The 23,678-nt window shown below is 44.2% G+C and carries 19 protein-coding genes; 18 read left to right on the top strand and 1 reads right to left on the bottom strand.

The annotated features are described in order from the left end of the window. The first annotated feature begins 108 nt into the window (after positions 1 to 108). The 8 genes from QQ041_RS06925 (at position 109) to sodC (ending at position 8,953) form a co-directional block, all read left to right on the top strand. Positions 109 to 1,632, top strand: coding sequence for a glycoside hydrolase family 32 protein (locus tag QQ041_RS06925; RefSeq protein ID WP_048660550.1), 1,524 nt, complete (start codon positions 109 to 111; stop codon positions 1,630 to 1,632). 225 nt (positions 1,633 to 1,857) lie between these two features. After that, positions 1,858 to 2,910 carry a class II fructose-bisphosphate aldolase gene (gene fba, locus QQ041_RS06920; RefSeq protein ID WP_123287164.1) on the top strand — a complete coding sequence of 351 codons (1,053 nt, stop codon included), beginning with the start codon at positions 1,858 to 1,860 and terminating at the stop codon, positions 2,908 to 2,910. Between the two features lie 18 nt (positions 2,911 to 2,928). Further along, complete coding sequence (locus QQ041_RS06915; protein WP_123287162.1) at positions 2,929 to 3,783, top strand: PfkB family carbohydrate kinase; 855 nt, start codon at positions 2,929 to 2,931, stop codon at positions 3,781 to 3,783. Then, positions 3,762 to 4,418, top strand: a complete 657-nt coding sequence (locus tag QQ041_RS06910) for a hypothetical protein (protein WP_123287160.1) — start codon at positions 3,762 to 3,764, stop codon at positions 4,416 to 4,418. Before QQ041_RS06915 ends, QQ041_RS06910 begins: the two co-directional genes overlap by 22 nt. Before the next feature lie 42 nt (positions 4,419 to 4,460). Beyond that, a complete protein-coding gene (locus QQ041_RS06905; protein WP_285953406.1) occupies positions 4,461 to 5,906 on the top strand; it encodes a sugar porter family MFS transporter in 1,446 nt (481 codons plus the stop codon). Positions 5,907 to 6,304: 398 nt separating this feature from the next. Beyond that, positions 6,305 to 7,825 carry a catalase gene (locus QQ041_RS06900; protein WP_285953405.1) on the top strand — a complete coding sequence of 507 codons (1,521 nt, stop codon included), beginning with the start codon at positions 6,305 to 6,307 and terminating at the stop codon, positions 7,823 to 7,825. 113 nt (positions 7,826 to 7,938) lie between these two features. Then, a complete protein-coding gene (locus QQ041_RS06895; protein WP_285953404.1) occupies positions 7,939 to 8,403 on the top strand; it encodes an ankyrin repeat domain-containing protein in 465 nt (154 codons plus the stop codon). Positions 8,404 to 8,440: 37 nt separating this feature from the next. Continuing rightward, a complete protein-coding gene (gene sodC, locus QQ041_RS06890; RefSeq protein WP_123311851.1) occupies positions 8,441 to 8,953 on the top strand; it encodes a superoxide dismutase family protein in 513 nt (170 codons plus the stop codon). Between the two features lie 92 nt (positions 8,954 to 9,045). Here the strand turns inward: sodC and QQ041_RS06885 are convergent, their stop codons facing one another. Then, positions 9,046 to 9,975 carry a LysR family transcriptional regulator gene (locus QQ041_RS06885; protein WP_285953403.1) on the bottom strand — a complete coding sequence of 310 codons (930 nt, stop codon included), beginning with the start codon at positions 9,973 to 9,975 and terminating at the stop codon, positions 9,046 to 9,048. Between the two features lie 127 nt (positions 9,976 to 10,102). Between QQ041_RS06885 and QQ041_RS06880 the strand changes: the two genes are divergently transcribed. The 10 genes from QQ041_RS06880 (at position 10,103) to QQ041_RS06835 (ending at position 23,581) form a co-directional block, all read left to right on the top strand. Next, positions 10,103 to 10,540: a carboxymuconolactone decarboxylase family protein gene (locus tag QQ041_RS06880; protein ID WP_285953402.1), complete on the top strand. Its 438-nt coding sequence runs from the start codon at positions 10,103 to 10,105 to the stop codon at positions 10,538 to 10,540. A 270-nt stretch (positions 10,541 to 10,810) separates the two neighbouring features. Then, the gene (locus QQ041_RS06875) at positions 10,811 to 11,491 is read left to right on the top strand and encodes a hypothetical protein (RefSeq protein WP_285953401.1); all 681 of its coding nucleotides are present in this window, start codon (positions 10,811 to 10,813) and stop codon (positions 11,489 to 11,491) included. A gap of 66 nt (positions 11,492 to 11,557) precedes the next feature. Further along, on the top strand, positions 11,558 to 12,256 hold the full coding sequence (locus QQ041_RS06870; RefSeq protein ID WP_285953400.1) for an ABC transporter ATP-binding protein: 699 nt from the start codon (positions 11,558 to 11,560) through the stop codon (positions 12,254 to 12,256). After that, on the top strand, positions 12,244 to 13,533 hold the full coding sequence (locus QQ041_RS06865) for an FtsX-like permease family protein (protein WP_285953399.1): 1,290 nt from the start codon (positions 12,244 to 12,246) through the stop codon (positions 13,531 to 13,533). Before QQ041_RS06870 ends, QQ041_RS06865 begins: the two co-directional genes overlap by 13 nt. Then, entirely contained in the window at positions 13,526 to 14,320 is a 795-nt protein-coding gene (locus QQ041_RS06860; protein ID WP_057622713.1) for an outer membrane lipoprotein-sorting protein, read from the top strand. The genes QQ041_RS06865 and QQ041_RS06860 overlap by 8 nt, the downstream gene beginning before the upstream one ends. Before the next feature lie 9 nt (positions 14,321 to 14,329). After that, positions 14,330 to 15,622 (top strand): hypothetical protein, encoded by a 1,293-nt coding sequence (locus QQ041_RS06855; protein ID WP_285953398.1) that lies wholly within the window; start codon positions 14,330 to 14,332, stop codon positions 15,620 to 15,622. After that, the gene (locus QQ041_RS06850; protein WP_086714629.1) at positions 15,622 to 16,656 is read left to right on the top strand and encodes a sensor histidine kinase; all 1,035 of its coding nucleotides are present in this window, start codon (positions 15,622 to 15,624) and stop codon (positions 16,654 to 16,656) included. Before QQ041_RS06855 ends, QQ041_RS06850 begins: the two co-directional genes overlap by 1 nt. 72 nt (positions 16,657 to 16,728) lie before the next feature. After that, positions 16,729 to 17,577 carry a LytTR family DNA-binding domain-containing protein gene (locus QQ041_RS06845; protein WP_146492642.1) on the top strand — a complete coding sequence of 283 codons (849 nt, stop codon included), beginning with the start codon at positions 16,729 to 16,731 and terminating at the stop codon, positions 17,575 to 17,577. 175 nt (positions 17,578 to 17,752) lie between these two features. Beyond that, on the top strand, positions 17,753 to 20,515 hold the full coding sequence (locus tag QQ041_RS06840) for a pitrilysin family protein (RefSeq protein ID WP_285953397.1): 2,763 nt from the start codon (positions 17,753 to 17,755) through the stop codon (positions 20,513 to 20,515). A 297-nt stretch (positions 20,516 to 20,812) separates the two neighbouring features. Beyond that, positions 20,813 to 23,581, top strand: coding sequence for a pitrilysin family protein (locus QQ041_RS06835; RefSeq protein WP_285953396.1), 2,769 nt, complete (start codon positions 20,813 to 20,815; stop codon positions 23,579 to 23,581). The last annotated feature ends 97 nt before the right edge of the window (positions 23,582 to 23,678 follow it).

Genomic DNA, 23,678 nt, shown 5'->3' with positions numbered 1-23,678 from the left:
TGAGCGCAATCTCAAGTTCATCATACTATATTTGTTAGCTGCAATTAAATGAAATATATTTGATTGCAGGTTGCAATTAAATATATTTCGATAACATTGGAGGTCCTTGTGGTATTCGATAAGAAGAAGCATCAGGCAATTATTGATCAAGTTGAAGAATACATCGCTGAGCATAAAGATACGGTTAAGCAGCACCATTGGCGTGAGCATTACCATTACCAAGCACCGGTAGGCTGGATTAATGACCCGCATGGACTGATTCAATATCAGGGTAAATATCACCTTTTCTATCAACACCATCCTTTCACTGGCAAGTGGGGAACCATGCACTGGGGACATGCAGTCAGCGAAGATCTCATTCACTGGGAAACACTGCCAGAAGCTTTAGCACCAAGCGAAGAATATGACGGCTGGGATGGCGGAGGTATCTTCACGGGTAGTGCTGTGAATAACGATGGTGTGATGACTCTTTTCTATACGGGATGTGCACAAGCTCGCCAAGTTCAATGTATGGCAACGTCGACTGATGGCGTAAACTTTGACAAATATGACGGGAACCCAATCTTATCTGATCCACCAGAGGGAATTAACCTACATGACTTCCGCGATCCAAAGGTTTGGAAGCATGAAGGTTCATGGTACATGGTGACCGGTGTAACAGATGGCGTGAGCGATCTAATTAACCCATCAAACTACGAGACCAATGGATTCGGTAAAGTCTGCCTTCACAAATCAGACAATTTAACCGATTGGGAATTCGTAGGTTATTGTGTAGAGAGTATGGGCGAACTCGGGACAATGCTTGAGTGCCCAAATATCTTCAAATTGGGTGACAAACATGTCCTTATGTATTCACCTATGGGTATGCAGCAACGCCAAGTAGTTTACCTTGTTGGTGACCTTGATTACCGAACCGGTAAGTTCCATTGGTCAACAATGGGCTCATTAGATTGGGGCTTTGACTACTACGCACCACAAGTATTTGATGATGAAAATGGGCGTACCCTAATCCAAGCATGGATTGGTTCATGGCCATTCATGCCATGGTGTGATGGCACTTACGATACCAGTGAACTGGGTTGGTACGGTAGTATCACTTTGGCCCGAGAAGTCTCTTTATGTCACGATGGGAAACTGAAGTTCACGCCTGTGCAAGAAGTTGAAAAATTGCGCCATTCTCCAAAAAGACATACAGAGCTCCAGTTAAACGATGGTGAAAAATTCGCATTTGAAGCTGGTGATAATGTTCACTGTGAAATCATTGCGGACATTGACCTAGCTGCAAGCGATTGTGACAGCGTTGTATTTGAAATTCGCAGTAAAGGTGAGCAGAAAACACTGATTGAGTTGGATCTAAAGAAAGGCGAACTGGCTTTTGATCGCACTCAATCGGGCAGTCGTTCAGCCTTACGTAGAACATGTCCACTAGAGTGTGCGAGTAAAGATCGAGCAAACATCCGTATCTTTATGGACAGTATTTCTGTTGAAATCTTTACCGATGGCGGCCGTACTGTGATGACCAATAACATCTTCTCTGATGAAGACAGTGCAGGTCTCTATGTATACGCTAAGAACGGTAATGCAAGAATTGAGACACTAAAAACATTCGGTATGAAAAGTGTTGCTGAGTAACTGATTCAGCTTTCTCCTTCTTCTTTTTAGCCCAGCTTATTGCTGGGCTTTTTTGTACCTCAAAAAGTATCCCCTAAAAAAAAGTCCTTTTTATCCAACTCAAATAACGATCCTCAAAACAAAAACACGATCCTTTTCACATTCTAAATTCTATTTAATTGTTTCTTGCAATTAAATTAAGTAAATTTAATTGCAAGAAACAATTAAATCACTTTGGAGAAGAAAATGGCTATCGTTACACTAAGACAATTACTGGATCACGCAGCAGAAAATGGTTACGCAGTTCCAGCATTCAACATCAGCAACATGGAGCAAGGGCTTGCTATTGTTCGCGCTGCAGCAAAATGTAATTCAGGTGTCATTCTGCAGGCGAGCATCAATGCTCGTAAAAGCTACGCTGGTGACGTGATGCTTTATAAGATGGTTTGCGCTCTCGCTGAAATGTTCCCGAAAACACCAATCGTTCTTCACCAAGATCATGGCAATAGCGAAGAAACATGCTTGTCAGCAATTCGCCACGGTTTTACATCGGTAATGATGGATGGCTCATTGGAGCGTGATGCTTCAACACCAAGCAGCTACGATTACAACGTAGATATTACTTCTCGTATCGCTCAATCTGCGCACTGGGTAGGTGCTTCAGTTGAAGGTGAGTTGGGTTGTATTGGCTCTTTAGAAACTGGTGAAGCGGAAGCTGAAGATGGCGTTGGTGCTGTTGGTATCCTTGAAAAGAGCCAATTGCTAACAGACCCAGATCAAGCCGTTGATTTTGTGAAAAGAACAAAGGTTGACGCACTAGCTATCGCTTGTGGTACAAGCCATGGTGCTTACAAGTTCACTCGCAAACCGGATGGCGATATCTTAGCGATGAACGTTATCGAAGAAATTCACTCGAAGCTCCCAACGACTCACCTAGTTATGCATGGTGCCTCATCGGTTCCTCAATACCTTCAAGATATGATCAATGAGAATGGCGGTGAAATGCCTCAAACATATGGTGTGCCAATCGAAGAAATTGAGCGCGGTATCAAACATGGTGTTCGTAAGGTAAATATCGATACTGATTGTCGTATGGCGATGTCTGGTCGCTTTCGTGAACTCGCGATGAAAAATCCGCAAGAGTTTGACCCACGTAAGTTCCTGTTAGCTGGAATGGACGAATTAACGAAGCTTTGTTTAAACCGATTTGAACGATTTGGTTGTGCTGGTCACGGTGACAAGATTACACCAATTTCTATGGATGATATGGCTGCACGCTACGCTAGCGGTGAGCTGTAATTCAAAGGAGTTCTACGTATGGGAAATTGTGTATTTATAGGCAGAAGCACGATTGATTTGATGAGCTTTGTTGAAGTGATGCCTGAACCTGATCAAAAGGTGAATGCAATTGCTGATTTTATTGGTGGTGGTGGGTCCGCACTCAATGCTGCCATTGCATGCAACGCATTAGGCTCTGATGTACACCTTTGGACATGTTTAGGTAAAGAGCACCTCTATAAATCGATAGTGACAGCAGAGCTTAATGAACACGAAATTTCGGTTGTGGATTTAAGTTTAGACGATGAATACCAGCTACCACTATCGAACATTATCTCTGCAAAGCAAACGGCATCTAGGCTCATCGTCAACGCTAGTCAGCCCGATTGCGAAAAGGTGATGAGTTTAGACCCGAAATGGCTAGATAATGCAAAGCTCGTATTACTTGATCAATATGAGCATCCGTTTGTTAGCGCAAACGTACAAGCTTTGGCTGAGTTTACTGGGGATATTGTGTTAGACGCTGGTACTTGGAAATCGCACAGCGAACAGTTTTTATCTCTCTGTACTATTCCTATTGTTTCAGAGGAATTCACCAATGGTGACAAAGATAAAATGCAGGCACTTTGCGACCAACACGGGATCAAAAAGTGGGCAATGACGCTGGGCGACAAAGGTGTTTTTTATAGTGATGAGTCCGGTAGCGGGTTAATCCCAGCACCTAAAGTGGATGCTATCGATACGCTAGGTGCTGGAGATATTTTCCATGGGGCTTTTTGCCATTACTACTTGGAGAGTCAAGATTTCCGTGACTCTCTGAAGAAAGCCAGTCACATAGCGGCATTATCATGTACCGAATTAGGAACCAGATCATGGCTAAAACACATTCGTTAACGGTTGATGACATTGCAAGCGTTCCTCAACTGGTCGCCAACACCTACCAAGAGTCTGGGAAACAAATTCTTGTCATCGGTATCTCTGGTGCTCCAGCGACGGGTAAATCAACATTGTCTGAATCCCTACTGTCTGGACTGTCACTGTTAGGATTTAAAGCCCAACTGTGTCCAATGGACGGCTTTCACTACCCCAATTCGGTACTGAAAGAGAAAGGACTGACGTCAGTCAAAGGTAGCATCGAAACATTTGATGTAACCTCATTAGCACATTTGCTTTCCAAAGCGGTGACGCCAAACACTGACGCATTCTTTTGGCCGAAATACTGTCGTGAGTTACACGATCCCATTGCAAAAGGTTTTTTAATTGAGCCAGACACTCAAATTATTTTACTCGAGGGCAATTACATCTACTCAACCGACGAAGACTGGCGACCAGTCAGCGATTTAATTGACTTGAAGATCTTTCTCACAGCAAGTGAAGAAGTACTCAGAGAGCGATTAATATCAAGACACCTAGCTGGTGGAAAGTCGAAAAAAGAGGCGCTCGATAAAACCGAGCGCGTGGATCTAGTTAATGCGTTAAAAATAAAACAATACGAATCAAACGCAGACTACGTAATCCAGACGCACTAGAACAGCGTCCCATGTACCCTACAATTCTCATGGAGAGATCAAATGATTCTTAGCGAAAACAATAAGAAGATGTTCTTTTTAACATTCATTTGCGCTGCGGCAACGATTGGTGGGTTCCTATTTGGAATGGACACTATTGTTATTGGCGGCACGATCACGCAAATCACACAACAGTTCGAATTATCGACCTTACAACAAGGCTGGTATGTATCATCAGCGCTTGTGGGTTGCTTATTTGGTAGCATAATCGCAGGTCCTATTGCTGACTATGCTGGGCGTAAAAAACCTCTGATGCTAGGTGCTTTACTAGCTATCGTATCGGTGCTTGGCTGTATGTACGCAGACTCATTCAACTTACTGATCTGGGCACGTATCATTGGTGGCTTTGGCATCGGTATCGCGACCGTGGTTTGCCCTATGTACATTGCAGAAGTAGCTCCAGCAAGGCATAGAGGAAAACTCAGTAATCTGTTTCAAGTTGCCATTGTGATCGGTTTAACTTGCTCAGTGATCACCAACACATTGATTGTTAACTACAGCCAGGCTGCCGTTGTTACGGGTCATTACCTTGACCATTTCTTTATTATTGAAAACTGGCGTGGCATGTTCTCTGTTGAATTTTTGCCTGCAGTTATTTTCCTTGGTTTGGTAGCATTTTTTCCGGAATCTCCTCGTTGGTTGATATCTAAAGCTAGAGAAAAAGAAGCGGCTAACATTCTGAGAAAGTTTTTAACCAAGGGTGAAGCAGAAGAAGCGATTATTGAATGTCGTCAGGTAATTCGCTCAGAGAAAGCAGGATCATATAAACAATTAGTCAAAAATCCAGTGATGCGTTTCGGCTTGATGACGGGTGTATTACTAGCAATATGGTCAGAGTGGTCTGGCGTAACTGTTGTGATGTACTACGGCCCTGTAATGCTAGAAGAGATAATGGGCAACCAAGGTTCTGCACTGGGAGGTTTTGGTTGGATATGCTTAGTAAGCGTTATATTTACCTCTTTATCAATGGTATTCATCGATAAAGTGGGTCGCAGAAAAATGCTAATAACCTCTGCACTTGGTTGTTTTACTTGCCTGATTGGTTTGGCAATATTCTTCGACAGACCTGATACTCCACCTATGTTGATAGTTGGCTTAATGGCGTTCTTTGTTGCCTTCACAGCTCTCGGTTTAGGTCCTCTGAAGTTCACGATTTCAGCTGAGATTTTACCAACTTCAGTCCGTGGTCGCGCGGTCTCAATAACAACGGCAGCAATCTGGATTCAAGGTGTTATCTTGAACTCATTTACACCAGCTTTTAGAGAATCATTTGGAACATCGGCACTGTTCATCATGTTCGCGATTATCCTGCTTGGCCAAGTTTGGTTTGCGGTAAAAATCCTTCCTGAGACAGCAAATCGTAGTTTAGAAAGTATTGAGAAAGAGTTAAAGCAACGATTTGATATAAAAGAGGTCGAAGGTAAAGAACTTCAACCAAAGCAAGTATAACGATTTAATTAATACTGTTATGAGTAGAGCCTCCACCATATAGGGGGCTCTTTATTTTCAAAAAACTCACCACATACATTCCCCACTCCTGCCCCAACTCAACCATTCACTCCTCATTATTACTATTCGTCGCATTGATAAAACGGCGTGACAGTTTGTGGCTAACCTTTCAACGTCAATCTTTGAAAGGGATTAGAAATCGCGAGTATTTGGGCTGTTATTTTTCTCTATTCGAACCAACTTAATCGTTCCATCGTTTTCACCTATTGAATCTATCGTTATTTCCCATTAAACAAATGTAAACATTGAAGTTATATTCTTTGTGGGCAGAAAAGAGCTTTTGAATATCCATTAACCACTCGACTGGTTTGATGGTTAGCACGCATTGGAGAGCAACCATGCAGATGTCAAAAAGCTTTTTATTAATTACAGTTGGCTTAGCCAGCACATCTCTACAGGCTCAAACCCTGACCAGAGACAACGGTGCACCAGTAGGTGATAACCAAAACTCCATAACAGCAGGTGAGAATGGCAGTGTATTACTGCAAGACGTCCATCTGATCCAAAAATTGCAGCGTTTTGCCAGAGAACGTATTCCTGAGCGTGTTGTTCATGCTCGTGGTACGGGCGCACATGGTGAATTCGTCGCTTCTGGTAATTTTAGTGATTTAACGGTTTCCGACCCTTTTACTAATAAAGGTAAGGTGACTCCTGTTTTCGTTCGTTTTTCGACCGTTATTCACTCAAAAGGATCACCAGAAACACTTCGTGACCCACGTGGTTTTGCCACCAAATTTTATACTGAACAGGGTAACTGGGATCTGGTAGGGAATAATCTGCCTGTGTTCTTTATTCGTGATTCGATTAAGTTTCCGGATATGGTGCACTCTCTAAAACCGTCTCCAGTCACCAACGTTCAGGATCCAAACCGATTCTTCGACTTCTTTAGCAGTGAGCCGGGTGCGACCAACATGTTGACTTGGGTGTACAGTAATTTAGGTACGCCAGCGAGTTATCGCACAATGGATGGCTTTGGGGTTCATGCCTATAAGTGGATCAATAAGCAAGGCGACGTGAACTATGTGAAGTTCCAATGGAAGAGTCAGCAAGGTGTTAAAAGCCTTCGCCCTGATCAAGTCACTGAGATGCAAGGTAAAGAGTTCAACCATCTTACCAATGACCTTTATGCTGAAATTGGCCGAGGTAATTACCCTCAATGGGATCTTTACGTGAAGGTATTGTCTCCTGAAGCATTGAGCAAACTTGACTATAACGGACTCGATGCAACCAAAGTATGGCTGAATGTGCCAGTTCAAAAAGTCGGCACTATGACGCTGAATCGTCTACCAGAAAATTTCTTTTTAGACACCGAACAGGCGGCATTTGCGCCTTCGAATCTAATTCCTGGCATCGAGCCATCGGAAGACCGTTTGCTGCAAGGTCGCTTGTTTGCTTACGCCGATACACAGCTTTATCGCTTGGGCGCTAACCTGTTCCAACTACCCGTTAACCGACCGTTAGCGCCAGTGAGCAGCCATAACCAAAATGGTTTGAGTAATAATGCATCACTAAGCCATGGTGCTGTTAACTATGAGCCAAGCCGAAAGCTAGAGTTGGCAGAAGATGCTCAATTCAAAGCCGTAGAAACCAAACTTGTTGGTACGGTGCAACAAAAAGCGATCAGTAATCCACGAAACTTCTATCAAGCGGGTGTGCAGTACCGCAGCATGAGTGAACAAGATAAAAGTGACTTGATTACAAACTTAGCAGGTGACCTAAATAAGGTTATGGATAAAGAAGTTAAGGAAATCATGGTGAGCTACTTCTATCGTGCAGATAAAGAGTATGGAACGCGTTTGGCTAAAGCAACTGACACCAGTATCTCACAAGTCAAAAAACGCTCCCAAGTGAACGACTAGGCAGTACTGTAAGGCGTAAAGTTTTGGCCTACGGGAGATTTATCTGCTCTTTTCTGCCCGAAAATCAGGACTCCTGTAGGCCATTCTCTAATTATGTTAGTGAGGGGGAATAAATGAAAATCGTATTTTTGCTTAGTTCCATTGTTTTTTCTTTGAGTTTATCGTTCAGCTTATTGGCTGCAGATAACCAACTGGAAGAGGAGTACCAATCTCTGGTTGGGCTGTTCTTTGATGCCGCACGCATCGGCAATAATGAAGTGGTCGATGCATTTGTTTCGCAAGGTTTCCCTATTGATCAACGTAATAACCAAAGTTACACAGCACTCATGGTTGCGGCTTATCAAGGAAATAGAGAAACCGTCCGCTTGCTACTCGATTCTGGGGCGAATGCGTGTTTGCAAGATAAGCGCGGTAACACAGCTTTGATGGGAGCACTTATAAAACGTGAAATTGGTATAGCGAAAGATTTGTACCAAGCGGAGTGTGCCTCAGAACTGCGTAATAAAGCAGGGCTTAATCTGAAAGAATTTGCTGAAATCTATGGTCAATCTAATGTACTAAAATCCCTTAAGTACTGAATGAAGAGTACTAATAACAATAAAAGGACGTAATGATATGAACAAAACAACATGGCTTGCTGCACTCACCCTTATTTCTTCTTCTGTTTTCGCTGAAGCGGTGAGTGTTGAAATGATCGATCTTGGCTCTGGTCAGTCAGCCGGAACAGTGATGATAAGCTCAAGTGATTACGGAGCTGTCTTTACACCAGAATTGAAAGGCTTACCAGCTGGTACGCATGGCTTTCATGTGCACGCGAATGGTTCATGCGATAGCATCACAAAAGATGGCAAAACCATACTCGGTGGAGCTGCAGGAGGACATTATGATCCAGAGGAAACGGGTAAACATGGTTTCCCTTGGACGGATGATAATCACCTTGGCGATTTACCACCGCTTTACGTTAATGCTAATGGAGTAGCCGACCAGCCAGTGATGGCGCCAAGAGTTACATTGGATGACGTAAAAGGCAGAGCCTTGATGATCCACGCAGGCGGTGACAACCACTCTGACCATCCAGCTAAGCTTGGCGGTGGTGGTGCACGCATTGTATGTGGCGTGATTAAGTAATCCCCTTTTTAAAAGTCGTTAAAACGCTCCAATTTACTTTGGAGCGCTTTTTGTATTCAGAGGTGACACTTATCTCTAACGCAGAACTATTATTAATCACTTAGACTTCTGTTTGGATGGACGCTCTTCAAAGGCTCTAGCTTTTCAATTAAAAAATCAATAAACAAACGGATATGAGGTCTTGGGTATTGAGTGTTTTTATATATTGCGAATATTTCACCACTCCCTTGCTCACTGTGCATTGATGTCCAGTGAGGGAGTAACTCCGTTAACTGTCCATTTTCCAAGTACGGTTGTAGCATCCAGTCAGATAGTAAAAGAACGCCAACTCCGCTTAGCGCAGCATGTAAAAGAGGTGAGCCGCCTTTTGATATCAAATTGCCTGTCACTAACACTTTTTTGTTAACTGCATTTTTCTTAAAGTACCAATAGTTTTTTTGCCGTTCATGACTTATCAACAAACAGTTGTGATCTTGCAACTCTTCGGGTTTATCGATAGTTCCATACTTTTCAATATACGACGGGGATGCGACCAATGACGCGTTATTTGTCAGTAGATGACGAGCCTTGAGTCGACTGTCTTGTGGTGTACCAATACGGATAGCGACATCAATATTTTCACTATTTAAATCGACCACGTTGTTATCCAGCTCTAACTCAACTTGTATCTTAGGGTATCGTTCAAGGAACTCTGGAATTAGTGGAGTAAGACACAAATTGCCAAAGCTTTCAAAAACTGAAATTCGTACTACCCCTTCTGGAGTGCCTTGATTACCTTGCATTTCTTCTAACAGTCTATTGCTATCTTGTAAGATCTTGGCCGACTGTTGGTAAAAATACTGGCCTTCTTCAGTCAGCAATAGCTGTCGTGTACTGCGTTTAAAAAGCGAAGATTTAATCTTACTTTCCAGGTTGTCTATATTTCTTGCGACCGAAGATGGAGCCATATTGAGAGCTCGGCCTGCCTGAGAAAAACTTCCAGACTCCACGACTTGGTCAAATATTTTTATCAACTCTAACACACGTTCACCTTTGCGTTTGATGCATAACTAATTCACATAATATGTGTATTCCGCTTATATTTCGAGTTGTGCACAATAGCCCTGTCGCATTGATAGCGACATCCATCAATCAAATTAGGGTGCCAAAATGTTAAAACGTATCGATCTCGCACAAGTTCAACCTGATGCTTTAAGTGCAATGCTGTCTATCGAGGGCTATTTATCTGATGTTGAATTATCTAGCGAACTAAAAGAAATGATCAAAATCAGAGCGTCAATCATTAATAAATGTGCTTACTGTATTCAAATGCACACAACTGAAGCATTGAAGATCGATATCTCACAGCAGAAACTGTTTGCTCTGTCAGCATGGCAGGAGTCACCACTGTTCAATGAAAAGGAGCGAGCAATTTTGAGCCTAACGGACGAAATGACGCTGATTTCAAATTCGGGTGTTTCGGATACGACTTATCAGCAGTGTCTAAGCTTATTAGGAGAAGAGTTACTCGCACAATCTATGATGCAAGTAATCATGATTAATGCTTGGAATCGCTTTGCACTTGCTACAAAAATGACTCACGAATAAAAATCAGAACAGATTCAGATAGCTGTCACTTAAAAAGGTTACAGGCTCTTTTGAGCTTGTAATCTTCTGAACTAATTAGACCTATTTTTCGTAAGTTTTGGTACTAGGGCTGAAAAGCGTAATTACTTGTACTTTTGGTTTATCGTTCTCCCCACTCACACCCTCTCCAAGCCATTCACTCCTTATTATTACCATTCGTCGCATTGATAAAACGGCGTGACAGTTTGTGGTTAACCTTTCAACGTCAACATTTGAAAGGGATTAGAAATCATGACTACTTCACACTCATTAAATTCAGGCTCTACCACTTCTTTGTTTAAGCGTTCATTACTGATTGCGCTTGTTTCGTTTGCTCCGTCGTTAGCTTTAGCGAACCCGAGTTCAGACGTGCTTGATATTTACAACCAAGCGGCGCAAGGCAATGAAGATTTGGTTGAGGTGGCTTACGAGCGCCTGAATGACACGCTGCAACAAGACGGTGCGACGCCACTGACCTTGGTCTACTTAGGAAGCACAGAAACCTTAATGGGGCGTGATGCGTTCTTACCTTGGAATAAGATGAAGTATGTGGAAAAGGGTTTATCGACCATCGATAAATCACTGGTTCTGCTTAAAGACGAAGACCAACCGATTCATGAGCAACCTCGTGTTCAAGGGCTACCAGATTCGTACCTAACTCGCGCTATGGCTGCGGTGACTTACACCTCTCTACCAGACATGTTTAATCACTTTGATCGCGGTTATGACCTGTTCCTTTCGTTACTCACTGAAGAGGACTTTCAGCAACAACACTTCTCTGCGACCTCGTGGATTTATCGCTACGCCATTACCGCTTCGATTCGTGCTGAAGACCTTAAGCAAGCACAAACGTGGCTAGAACAAATGGAAACAGCCGATGCTGGCAATATCGAAACTATGACTGCGAAGGCCCTAATAGCGAAAGCCAAGTAATAGTTGCGAAAGCGAAATAAAGGGCATTGAAGCTAAATAGTTGGCGAGTAATCAGAGGACAAAGGAATGATTGAATTTAAAGGTATCGGCAAATCGTATGTGACTGGCGGTCAACGTGTTGATGCATTAAGCGGGGTCGATGGACACATCCAACGCGGTGAAATGGTGGCGTTGTGTGGCCCTTCTGGGTCAGGGAAAAGCACGCTGTTGAACATTCTTGGTTTGTTGGATATGGACTATCAAGGCGAGATAAACATTGATGGTAAAGCGTATCCGACTGAGCAAATTGCCGCTGCGCGTTTTCGTCGCGGGTCACTGGGTTTTGTATTTCAGCGCTTCAATCTGGTTCCTGTAATGACTGCGCTTGAAAACGTCGCTTATCCATTGATGTTGAACCAATGTTCGAAACAAGAACAGCAGACCAGAGCGCAAGAGATGTTAGAGCGTGTTGGGCTAGGAGATTACGTTCATCACCGCCCAGACAACCTTTCAGGCGGTCAGCAACAACGTGTCGCGATAGCCAGAGCACTGATCCACAACCCAAGCTTAGTGATTGCCGATGAGCCGACCGCGAGCTTAGACAGTCATACCGCAAACCTTGTGATCGACATTATGAAAGAGCTTGGCCACGAAATGGGCACTACCTTTATTGTCGCAACGCACGACCCAAGAATGGCGCAGCGCTGCGACCGAGTGATTGAACTTATCGACGGCCAACTGGCACCACAAATCACAGCAACGGAGGCGATCTCATGGGCAAGTTAACACAAAGAATGAGCACGTTTTTACTTCCAACTTCGGTGCGTTTGGCGTGGCTTAATCTATTAAGAAATGGTCGCCGCAGTCTGCTTTCGGTGTTGATCATCGCCATTGCCGTTTTTGCGCTGACTAGTGCGGGCGGTTATGGGCTTTACACCTACGAATCCTTGAGAGAATCGACCGCGCGCGATACTGGCCACCTTACCTTGAGCACGCCGGGTTATTTTGAGCAAGATGAAGACATGCCGCTGAGCAATGGTCTGGATAACGTTCAAGCGCTAACCAAGAGCATTATTGGCGACAGCGATGTGCGTGGGGTGCAGCCACGAGTTTACTTTAGTGGTTTGGTGTCTAACGGCAGTAAATCGACCATCTTTATGGGAACGGGCGTTAATGAGCGCGAGTTCGACATGAAAGGACCTTTCCTTGATGTGCGCAGCGGTCAAACCCTCTCGGATGTGAAATCACCAAGATACGACAGCCAAGAGCCGCAAGTGATGCTCGGAACCGACCTTGCTCGCAACCTCAAAGTGGCTGTTGGTGATTGGGTTACACTGCTTGCTACCACCAGTGATGGCGCATTGAATGCCTTTGATTTTAAGGTGCAGGGCATTTACTCGACTGGCGTACCTGAGCTCGACAAACGTCAGTTGTACGTACACATCACCACCGCCCAAGAACTTTTAGCGTCAGACAAAGTCAGCACCTTGTCGGTATTTCTTTTTGAAACTAACAAGACTTCGACGGTTCAACAACGCATCCAATTGGCTTTGGACAAGCAAGTTGGTCAACAGGGCTCAGAGATCGAGATTACTCCGTGGCAAGATCGCGCGTTTTTCTACACCAAGGTTAAAGATCTTTATGACCGTATTTTCGGCATCATGGGCGCAGTGATGGCATTGGTAGTGTTCGTATCGCTGTTTAACACCATGACCATGTCAGTCACAGAGCGTACTCGTGAAATTGGCACCTTGTCGGCTCTTGGTAGTTACCCTTCTGAAATCGTCGCAGGCTTCTTAAAAGAGGCGGGATTACTGGCGATGATTGGCAGTGCGATAGGCGCGCTAGTGAGTGGTTTAGTGTCGGTATTATTGCTGGTGGTTGATGTGCAAATGCCACCACCTCCCGGCAGAACAGAAGGTTACCCACTCAACATTTACTTCTCATTAGAATTGGTTGGTTACGCGACGTTAGGTGTGCTGACGATATGTTTGCTGGCTGCTTATTTCTCTGCTCGTAAAGGCGTGAATAAGCCAATCACGGAGGCGCTGGTTTATGTGTAAATTAACTCGTTCATTCAATACATTGGCTTTCGCGTTGGGCTCTGTTTTAGCTTTGGTTCTAGTATCGACACCAAGCTGGGCAGTCGATTCACAGCAAGTTACCGAGATGATTGCCAAGGCAGACAGCTACCGTTTGAACAGCGAACAGGCGTCGAAAGTGGTTTCTCTGGTGGCGTTATATCAAGACGAACAACTCGATAAAACACGTGAGTACAACGTCTACACAAGACCCAATCGAGAGTCGTTAGTGGTGTTCAAGTCGGCTGTCGAGGCGGGTCAAAAGATGCTGATGATAGAAGACAACTATTGGTTATTGATGCCGAAATCTCGTCGTCCAATTCGTATTACCCCGATGCAAAAATTGCTTGGTGAAGCTTCGGTTGGTGATATCTCAACGCTCACTTGGAGCGAAGATTACCAAGGTGAGTGGGTTGTCGAACAACAGGTTGAGGTGTCAAGTGGTGATCTGCTTGATACCCATCACTTAAAACTCACCGCAAAAACTAAGGGCGCGAGTTATCAATCCATCGATCTGTGGTTAACGACAGAGCGCGCATTTCCAGTTAAAGCGGATTTGTATTTGCGTTCAGGAAAACTAGCCAAGCAAGCGTGGTTTACTGAAGGCGTGCGTGATGGCTTGCCGAGTGTAGTGTCAATGACCTTACTTGATAAGATTCAACCAAGTAAGAAGACCGTGATTGAGTACCGCGAAGTAAGCGAACAAGCCTTGGCAGACAAATACTACAACCCAGCTTACTTATCGCGTAATAGCGTATCTGGGCTTTAGGGGGATGCCATGAAAGCTTCTAGTCGTAAGCCTTACATCAAGTATTCAGCTGCTATTTTGCTTGCTTTGTCTTGCGTAAGTAACACGATTCAAGCGGATGAGCTGAGCTTGGCTTGGGATTGGCAACTCAGTGCCGAAGCGATTGAATCACGAGAGTCACCATTCACTCCTTTAGCATCTGATAATCGCCAGTCGTTAAATGGTTTACTGGATCTTGAGGTTGGTTATAACAATTGGCTTGGCCTGTTTGCAGTCAAAGCCAACGATATTTTGAGTAACAATCCTCAAGGACAAGAGGCGAGCTTTGAATCGGAATTCATCGTGCGCGAGTTGTTTTGGCAAGGTGGTGTTGAGGTGTCTAATTCTATAGTCGGTGACCACTACCTCGATGTGACACTCGGCAAGGTTCGCCTCGATTGGGGCGTGGGTTATGGCTACCGACCGCTAGACATCATCAAGCCTTATCGCCAAAACCCAGTAGGCATTGTCGCTGAGGAGGGGGCGGGTGTTGCGTCGGCGTCACTGTTCGATATGACGGGCGAATGGACACTGCTTTACAGCGATTCGTCATGGACTTCTCAAGACGTAAATGAATTCGAAAAGCAGAACCAGCAACAAGGATTTGGCTTACGTCGTTACAACCTAGTGGGTGACCATGAGTATCAGTGGGTCGCTTATTATGATGATGTGCGCCACGGCTTGCTTGGAGCGAGTTTGGTTTCGGTCTTAAACCTTGCATGGGAGTTTCATGGTTCGGTGGTCTATCAACAACAAAGCCTTGGCTACAGTCAGCCGGATTCAATGCTTAAACCGGTTTATCTTGAAGAGCAGGGCGAAGCTTATCAAGCGTTAGCAGGACTAACATGGGCCAATGACACGGGCCACAATGTGGTGTTGGAATACTGGTTTGATAGCCGAGCGTGGAGTGACTCTGAGTGGCAAAGCGCAATAGAAAGTGCCGAGCCTTTGTCAGTTAATCCGATGACAGCATTGTTGGCAGGCTCTTACGCGCAAGGTTATCAGCACGCCAATTTGGTTCAACACAACATCATGTTTCACTGGTCTTTGGATTCGACACATGGCTGGCTTGAAGATATCACGCCAACATTTGATGTGATGTTGTCTCCACAAGACGGTGGTTTTATTGCTACTCAGTGGCTCAACTATCAGGCGTTAGATAATGGTGATTCATCGTTGGAATTGGAACTTGCTGCACGCTTTCTAGGCGGTAAAAGTGATTCTGCTTACGCCAACTTACCCGATAGTCATATGATTCTTATAAATATCAAAGGACGATTTTAATGAACACTTCTTCAAACAGTCGGTTTTCATGGATCAAAAGCTTTGCGTTCACCACGCTATTTTGTGTTCTTATTGCGATTACAACCCATACGATTTGGGGCGGCGGATTAACGGTTAATCTAGCAATCAGTTTTGGCTTTGGCTACAGCGCGGTGGGTTCTTCTTTCATCTTGGTTAAGTTGTTCAAGAGAACATCCCGCACGCTTGAAGTGGGTATATCAATGGTGATCGCGATGACCTTTGGTACCTTGAACGCGCACTATTGGTTGAACGGGTATTTTGGGTCCAATATCTCGGACCTTAAATCTGTCGTGTTGCTTGGTGTGATCTTCTGTTCGGTTTGCTATTACTATTTCTACGCACGAGAGCAGCAGTTACGTGCCGATAACGAATTAGAAGTGGCCAAGCGCCGTCAGGCCGATCAAGAGAAGGTGGTGGTGCTGAGTCAGCTTAAACAACTACAGAGCCAAATTGAACCGCACTTCTTGTTCAACACGCTTGCGACCATCAATGTATTGATTGAGAGTGACAGCGCGAAAGCCAAGTTGATGCTCGAAAAACTGACCGACTTGTTGCGTGTGACTTTGAAGAATAGCCGCACTGAGCAATCGACCATCGCACAAGAGGTCGACTTGCTGGATGCTTATCTTAACATCCAGAAAATTCGTTTAGATGAGCGCTTAGCCTTCTCGATTGAAACGAACAACATTAGCGATCAGCAAGTGATTCCGCCCTTCTTAATTCAACCCTTGGTTGAGAACGCATTAACTCACGGTATTGAGCCAAAAGCCGCAGGTGGCGAAGTGAATATCCGTATTACCCAGCAAGCTGAACAGTTGAAGATTGAAGTGTCAGACAGTGGTGCTGGGTTGAAAACGCCCTCTGCGAATACGGGGCACGGTGTTGGGTTAAGCAATATTCGTCAAAGAATCGAAACCCTTTATGGTGATAAGGCGAGTCTAACTATTACTGAACAAACTGAGGGCGGGGTAGTGTCGACGATCCTGTTACCACTGACTGACGCAGTTGTCTAGAACTACGCACCAGAAAGTACAGAACAGTGACGAAAAATAGACGATTTACAGTGTGAATTTAAAGGATTAACCATGAACAACCCAGCAATACAGCCGAGCGTAACGGCGATTATCGCAGATGATGAAGCACTGTTAAGGCATCACTTAGACAAGAGCTTGGCTGAGGTTTGGCCGGAGCTAGAGATCGTCAGCAAGGCACAAAACGGTTTGGAGGCGATGCAAAGTATTCAGCAGCTTAAGCCCGACGTGGCGTTTCTCGATATTCGTATGCCTGAGCTGGATGGAATCTCACTAGCGAAACAACTCAACAAGCTAGATTCGCCGCCATTGATTGTGTTCATTACGGCTTATGATGAATACGCAGTTAAAGCCTTTGAACACAATGCGATGGATTACCTGCTTAAGCCAATCAATGAAGAGCGCCTACTTGCTACCTGTCAGAAGGTGCAAGCGCGTCTGTCGAGTAACCAATCGCAAATAGGTAACCTCCCCGAACAACCTGATATCACGGCGTTAATGGCTCAGCTTCAACTGCTATCCCAATCGACCTCACAACAAGTTCAGCCTCCTTATCTATCGCAGAAAAAGTATCTCACGTGGCTCAAAGCCAGTGTTGGGGAAGACATTCACCTAATCGCCGTCGATGATGTCGCTTACTTCAAAGCAGAAGACAAGTACGTCTCGATATTCAAAAAAGGCCAAGGCGGCTCTCTAGAGGAGTTTATTCTTCGCGTGTCACTAAAAGAGCTGATCGCCCAACTCAATCCTGATGAGTTCTGGCAGATCCACCGCTCGGTGGTGGTGAAAGTCTCCGCCATTGATAAGGTGAAGAAAGGCCTCTCAGGCCAGATGTCGGCTTATGTGTCAGGGGAAAAACTACCGATCAGCCGTGCTTCGCAAGCGTTGTTTAAGGGGATGTAGCGAACAAATACAAGGCGCTACATATCGGCTTTATAATTAATTCATGTAATTTATAAATTAAACACTTTCATACTTATATCGAGTGACTCTAAAATTTTAGTCGTTTGATTTAATGGTGAATTATTACACTTTGGCGATCGGATATATTGGAGCAAAGCCCTTCAAAGAGATCGTTATGAAAGCATACTATTTAGTCGTCGTATTGAGCTCCACATTGCTAGGTTGCACTTCTACTCCTCAGCAACAGACGTTATTGAAATCTGACCCATACTGGGTCACAGGCGAATTAGACAACGGCTTAACCTACCATGTTTACCCTGATCAAGAACAACCGGTATCGGTACGCTTACTTGTGCATGCTGGCTCTTTTCAAGAGAGTGAACAGCAAAAAGGTTATGCCCATTTTGTCGAGCATATGGCGTTTAATGGCAGCAAAAATTTTTCAGGAAACGATGTAGTAGCGTTGTTTGAGCAGTCTGGTGCTAGTTTTGGTGCTGACTTGAATGCTTATACCTCTTATCAAGAAACCCTCTATAAGTTAGATCTACCCGACAATAAGAATCTAGATAAAGCGTTGGCATGGTTTAGAGATATTGGTGATGGTTTACTGCTGTCCGGAGCTGAGATCGAAAAAGAGAAAGGTGTGATATTAGGGGAATTTCGACACACACGAGTTGAAGATAAACCTCTCTCATTTAAGTTCTACGATCATATGATTGAAGGCACGAATTACCAAACCAATGATCCCATTGGCAACAAAGAATCCGTTTCTAATGCGAATGTTCAAGAATTAAATAACTATTACCAAACCTGGTATCAACCTCAGTTAACCGAAGTGATTGTCTCTGGCGATATTACTCTAGCAGAAGTGATCCCTTTGATTGAAGAAACTTTCTCTGGTTGGCAAAGAGGCACAACACTGGTTCCCTTGAAGAACACGTCAGCGGATTACAATACTCAAGATTTTGTGGCGTATGGAGCTGGGAGCGAGCCACCGAGCATCGGGATAGTGATTGAGCGTGGGCAAAGAGTGACACAGAGCCATGAGCAACAACATCAGCTTTGGCTAGATGATATTGCTCAACAACTCATCCAACAAAGGTTGAATTCAGATTTTGTTGACGCTGCATTGCCAGTGCAATGGGTTGCTTCGACTCCCTATTTCTTAGATTACCAACGGTATTCCCTTACTACGGTTGGCTTTCCTGTCGATAGTCGAGAGCAAAGCCAACAGCAGTTTATTTCTACTCTTGCCTCATTGCGTGATCATGGTGTGAGCGAATATGAGTTTACGAGTGTGATACAGCAATACCAAGCGAACCTTGATGACATTCAAGCTAACTGGGCGAGAATGGACGCAGTAGCTCATGCTGACGGTAAGTCGACGGCGCTGGTGATCAACCAGACGGTTCAATCACAGCTTGATTATAAATCGAGTTTGAAAGCGTTTCTTTCGAGTACGGATCTGGAAGCCGTAAATGATAATTTAGATGATTTACTTTCTAGCCCATATATTTTGGGGTTAGGTTTATCTTCTAAAGAAGACTTGCAGGCTATGAATAACGAGCTAAAAGGTGTCAGAAAAGCCTACAAAAAGACAGGTAACAGGCCATTGCTCGTTACCGCAAGCTCGGCGTTTAGTGTGCCAGCGTCTCAAGGCGAAATTGTAAAGCAAGTTCAGGTGAGTGACGATCCTAATTTGAAGCAATGGACATTGAGCAATGGCATTGAAGTTTTGTATCTCCGTAACTCTGAGGCTGGTAATAGTGTTGGGGTTTACTATGCCAGTGAGGGCGGAAAAGCGGCGCTGGATCCTTCACTGTTTCCTGCTGTAGAGATTGCTCTGCCAGCTTCGATTCGTAGTGGTGTTGGTAAATTTAGTGGTTCGGAGTTAACCGCTCACTTGAGACGCAAAGACATTGAAATCTACCCCTTCATCAACTTTACTCATCATGGCTTGGAAATAAGCGCCACGAAAAAGACGCTTGCAGAAAGTTTAGCTGCGCTGCACACCATTGTAACCGAACCTAAAATAGACAACGACCAGCTTGAGGCTGTGAAGGCTGAATTTGCTCAAGATCGTTCAGCATATTTAGAAACACCTGTGGGGCAGTTTATTCAGATGGTTAATCGCAATAGCTATCAAACAAGCAGCCGTCACATGATGCTTGAAAGCGGCGATGTTAAGGCTGTCACGTCGCAAGATATACTAGACGTACAGCATCAACTCTTTCAAAAATTAAGAGACAATACGTTAGTTATTGTTGCTGATATTAATCCAGCTGAAATTAAGCCTCTTGTACGTCAATATGTTGCTTCATTGCCATTAGAAGTCGTTGAGTCTCCTGATTATCGGGTAGCTTATAGTACTGATTCGAAAGAACGAATGGATATATCCATCAATAATGAAGACAGCAGTCAGTATTTATTGCGTGTGATTTCCCTGCAAGCTCGGGATAAAACCGCAAAAGATGTGTTTATGGACGATATGCTTCAGCGTGTATTGTCGAGTCGTCTAACGGCTTATGTTCGTGAAGAGTTAGGTTTGGATTATGCGCCTTATGTGTATTCGGTCGCACAAGACAGTGAGCCTAGTTATGACTGGCTAATCGGCTCTTTAACGGCTCCAGAAAACTCAGATAAAATTGAACAGGCGATTGATAAGGTCATCGCTGAAGCGGCAAAAGGGATTTCTGAAGATGAGACTCGAACAGCCGCTAAGCAGCTTGTAGCAGACCTCACTCCACTAAAATACAAGCCCACTCAACAAGCTTGGTTTATTTCTCGTTATTTGATTCATGATTATGGTTTTGAAGCGTTGTTCGACCTACAGGGAACGACTGACTCAATTTCTAGCAAAGACATGACAGAGTACGCTGAAGAAATTTTTGGTGATAACAGCTATCAATTGAAGAATTTGTTAAGACCACAAGGGTAAGTCTATTGAGGTAAGTGATTTTTCATGAAAGCCGCTTCTACTCTCTATATGTGGATTTACTTAGAAGCCAAATGTTCAAGCATTTGGCTTTTTTATTGCGCTGACAAGCGAGTCTAAAATAGATGTAATAGGCTCTTATCTAAATACCGCTTTAAATGAGCATAGGCGATCTTACATAACGCTCAATGATTTATAAAATAAAGATCCAGATCACAAAGATACTCACCCGGTTCAATATTAAATAATAATCGTTAACTCAATCTGTATATTGTCGATGAATGACATTAAGAGGTTGTTATGAAAACATATTATTTAGCGACGGCTCTATGCCTAACTTTGGTTGGCTGTAGCTCAACACCAAAAACCACCGAAAACTTAATCCAGCCGGATCCTGCATGGAAGTCAGGTCAGCTGGAAAACGGTCTTACCTATCATGTTTATCCAGATCATGAAGCATCGGTATCTGTACGTCTAGTCGTTCACGCGGGTTCGATTCAAGAGACTGATCAGCAAGAAGGCTACGCGCACTTCTTGGAACACATGGCATTCAATGGCAGTAAGAACTTCTCTGAAAATGATGTGATTCGTCTATTCGAAGATGCAGGCGCTAGCTTTGGTGCAGATATTAATGCCTACACCTCTTATGAAGAGACGGTCTACCAGTTAGATTTGCCAGATAACATCCAATTGCAGTCTGCTCTAACGTGGATGCGTGACATTGGTGATGGTCTGGATCTATCAAGTTCAGAAGTTGAAAAAGAGAAAGGCGTGGTTCTTGGAGAGTTTCGTATGGCTCGCCTCGATGATAAGTCATTTGGAGAGATATTTTATGATCACTTCATTGAAGGAGGTCCTTACGAATCTCAAGATGCATTAGGGACTAAATCGTCGATTGTTAATGCCACTCCTCAAGGTATCACTAACTTTTATCAGACTTGGTACCAACCTCAAATAGTCGAGCTGGTCGTTTCTGGTGATGTGGACATCAAAACCGTGATTCCACTCATAGAAGAAAAGTTTTCTAGTTGGGAGCGTGGTGACACGCCGAGACCAGAGAAGCAGAAAGTGACCTCGTTCAATGAAGATGATTATGTTGAATACGCAGGAAGAGAAGCACCAAGCATCACTCTGACGTTTAATCGCGGTTTATATCGCATCGAAAATCATGATCAACAGCATCAACGTTGGTTAGATGAAACCTCGCAACAACTCATTCGCCAGCGACTCGAAGCAGTATTCAATGATGCAGCGTTGCCGACTCAATGGATAGCGTCTGATAGCTATCGAATGGGCTTTCTGAACTATTCGTCAATAAGTGTTGGGTTTCCGGCTGGTGGTCGTGAAGTTATCCAACAAGAGTTACTCTCTACATTGGCATCACTGCGTGACTTTGGCGTGTCGAAAACGGATATCGTCGGCGAGCAGCACTACTACCAAGACTTGCTGGATAACATCGAGCATGATTGGGATAAAATGGACAGCGTTGAACACGCGAATTACAAAGCGAGTGCGCTTGTAACTGGGCGAATTGTCCAATCACAGAAAGACTATCAAGCGAGTTTGGAAGCTTTCATTGCTAACTTAAGCCTGGAAGCGATCAACGACAACATCACAAATCTGCTCTCTGATGATTACTTTCTTGTTATTGGCATGGACGATTCTGAAGATAGAACAGCTGTCGTTAACTCTCTAGATAGCTTAAAAGCGACTTACAGCGAGCCTGGAACCCCGCCGCTCGCTATTGCTTCTGTAAGTGCCTTTGCTGTTCCTAGTTCGAAGGGCGAGGTTGTACTTGCTGAACAAATGTCCATCGATCCATACATCCAAAAGTGGACGTTAAGCAATGGTATCGACATGTGGTATTTACGTGATTATGTTGCAGGTGACGATGTTGGCGTGATGTACATGAGCCTCGGTGGAAAAGCTGCGTTGGATCCGAGCTTATACCCCGCCGTTGAGGTTGCGTTACCGACTTTCGCTCGAAGTGGCGTCGGTGAGTTTACGGGTTCTGAACTTCTAGCGTATTTTGACCGTGAAGATATTCGAGCTGACAGCTTCATTGGGAATACTCGTCATGGTATTGAATTTAATATCAAAAAAGATGGGCTTAAAGATACGTTTGCTGCGCTTTATACTTTCATCACAGCGCCTAAAATTGTTCCCGAGCAGTTAGAGGCAGTGAAGCAGGAGTTTGTACAGGGTCAAGAATCTTTCTTGAGCAGCCCTGCTGGACAGTTTGAGCGTGCAATAAACCAGAATATCTACCGTCAGGAGAGTCGTCACCACTTTGTAGATAAAGAGCGTGTTGAAGCGGTTTCTGTGGAAGATATCAGTAATCTTCATCAGCAGCTGTTTGGTCAAATGAGACATAACCAGCTAGTGATTGTGGGTGATATCGACCCAAGCGTATTGAAGCCTTTGGTTCAGCAATATTTGGCTTCGATTCCATTGGAAAAAGCAGTTGTGCCTGACTTTAAGGTGGCTTTCAAACAGCCATCAGAATCACGCATTGATTTGGCCATCAACAATGTTGATAGCGCAGAGTACGTCTTACGAGTCATCTCAGAGCCTGAAACCGAAGAAGGCTTTACGGCAAAAGATATCTTCACGGAAAGCTTGTTGGAACGACTGCTGGCGACTCGTTTAGATACTTATATTCGCGAAGAGTTGAGCTTGGATTACTCGCCTTATACGTATTCGGCGTCTGCAGACAGCGAGTTGAGTCATGAATGGGTCATCGGTGCGATGATAGCGCCTGAGAACGTTGATAAAGTGGAAGTGGCGATTGATAAGGTGATTTCAGATCTTCTACAAGGTGTTTCTGAAGAGGAAATGCGAGCGGTTGTGAAACAGTTTGAAGCTGACTTCACGCCTCTCGAGATGAGCTCTATCGACCAAGCGTGGTATGTGTCTCGTTATCTACTTTATGGTTACGATATCGAAGCTTTGTCTCAAGTTGAGCGAGTGGCGAGATCAATCTCTGCAGAAGAGATGAATGAGTTAGTACAACGCATCTTTGGTGAAAATAGCCGTAAGGTTAAGAACATCATGCGTCCTAAAGCTTAAAGCTTGAAACCAACAAAGAGAGATAACTCAAAGCCAAGCGAGTGTCGCTTGGCTTTCTTGTTTTTCGCTATTCATAACATCTATCCATCACCTGTTG

Origin of the sequence: Vibrio sp. TMPB1044 (genome assembly GCF_030442075.1) — a bacterium.
Taxonomy (GTDB): Bacteria; Pseudomonadota; Gammaproteobacteria; order Enterobacterales; family Vibrionaceae; genus Vibrio; species Vibrio satsumensis.
This window is presented reverse-complemented; position numbering and strand designations above follow the sequence as displayed.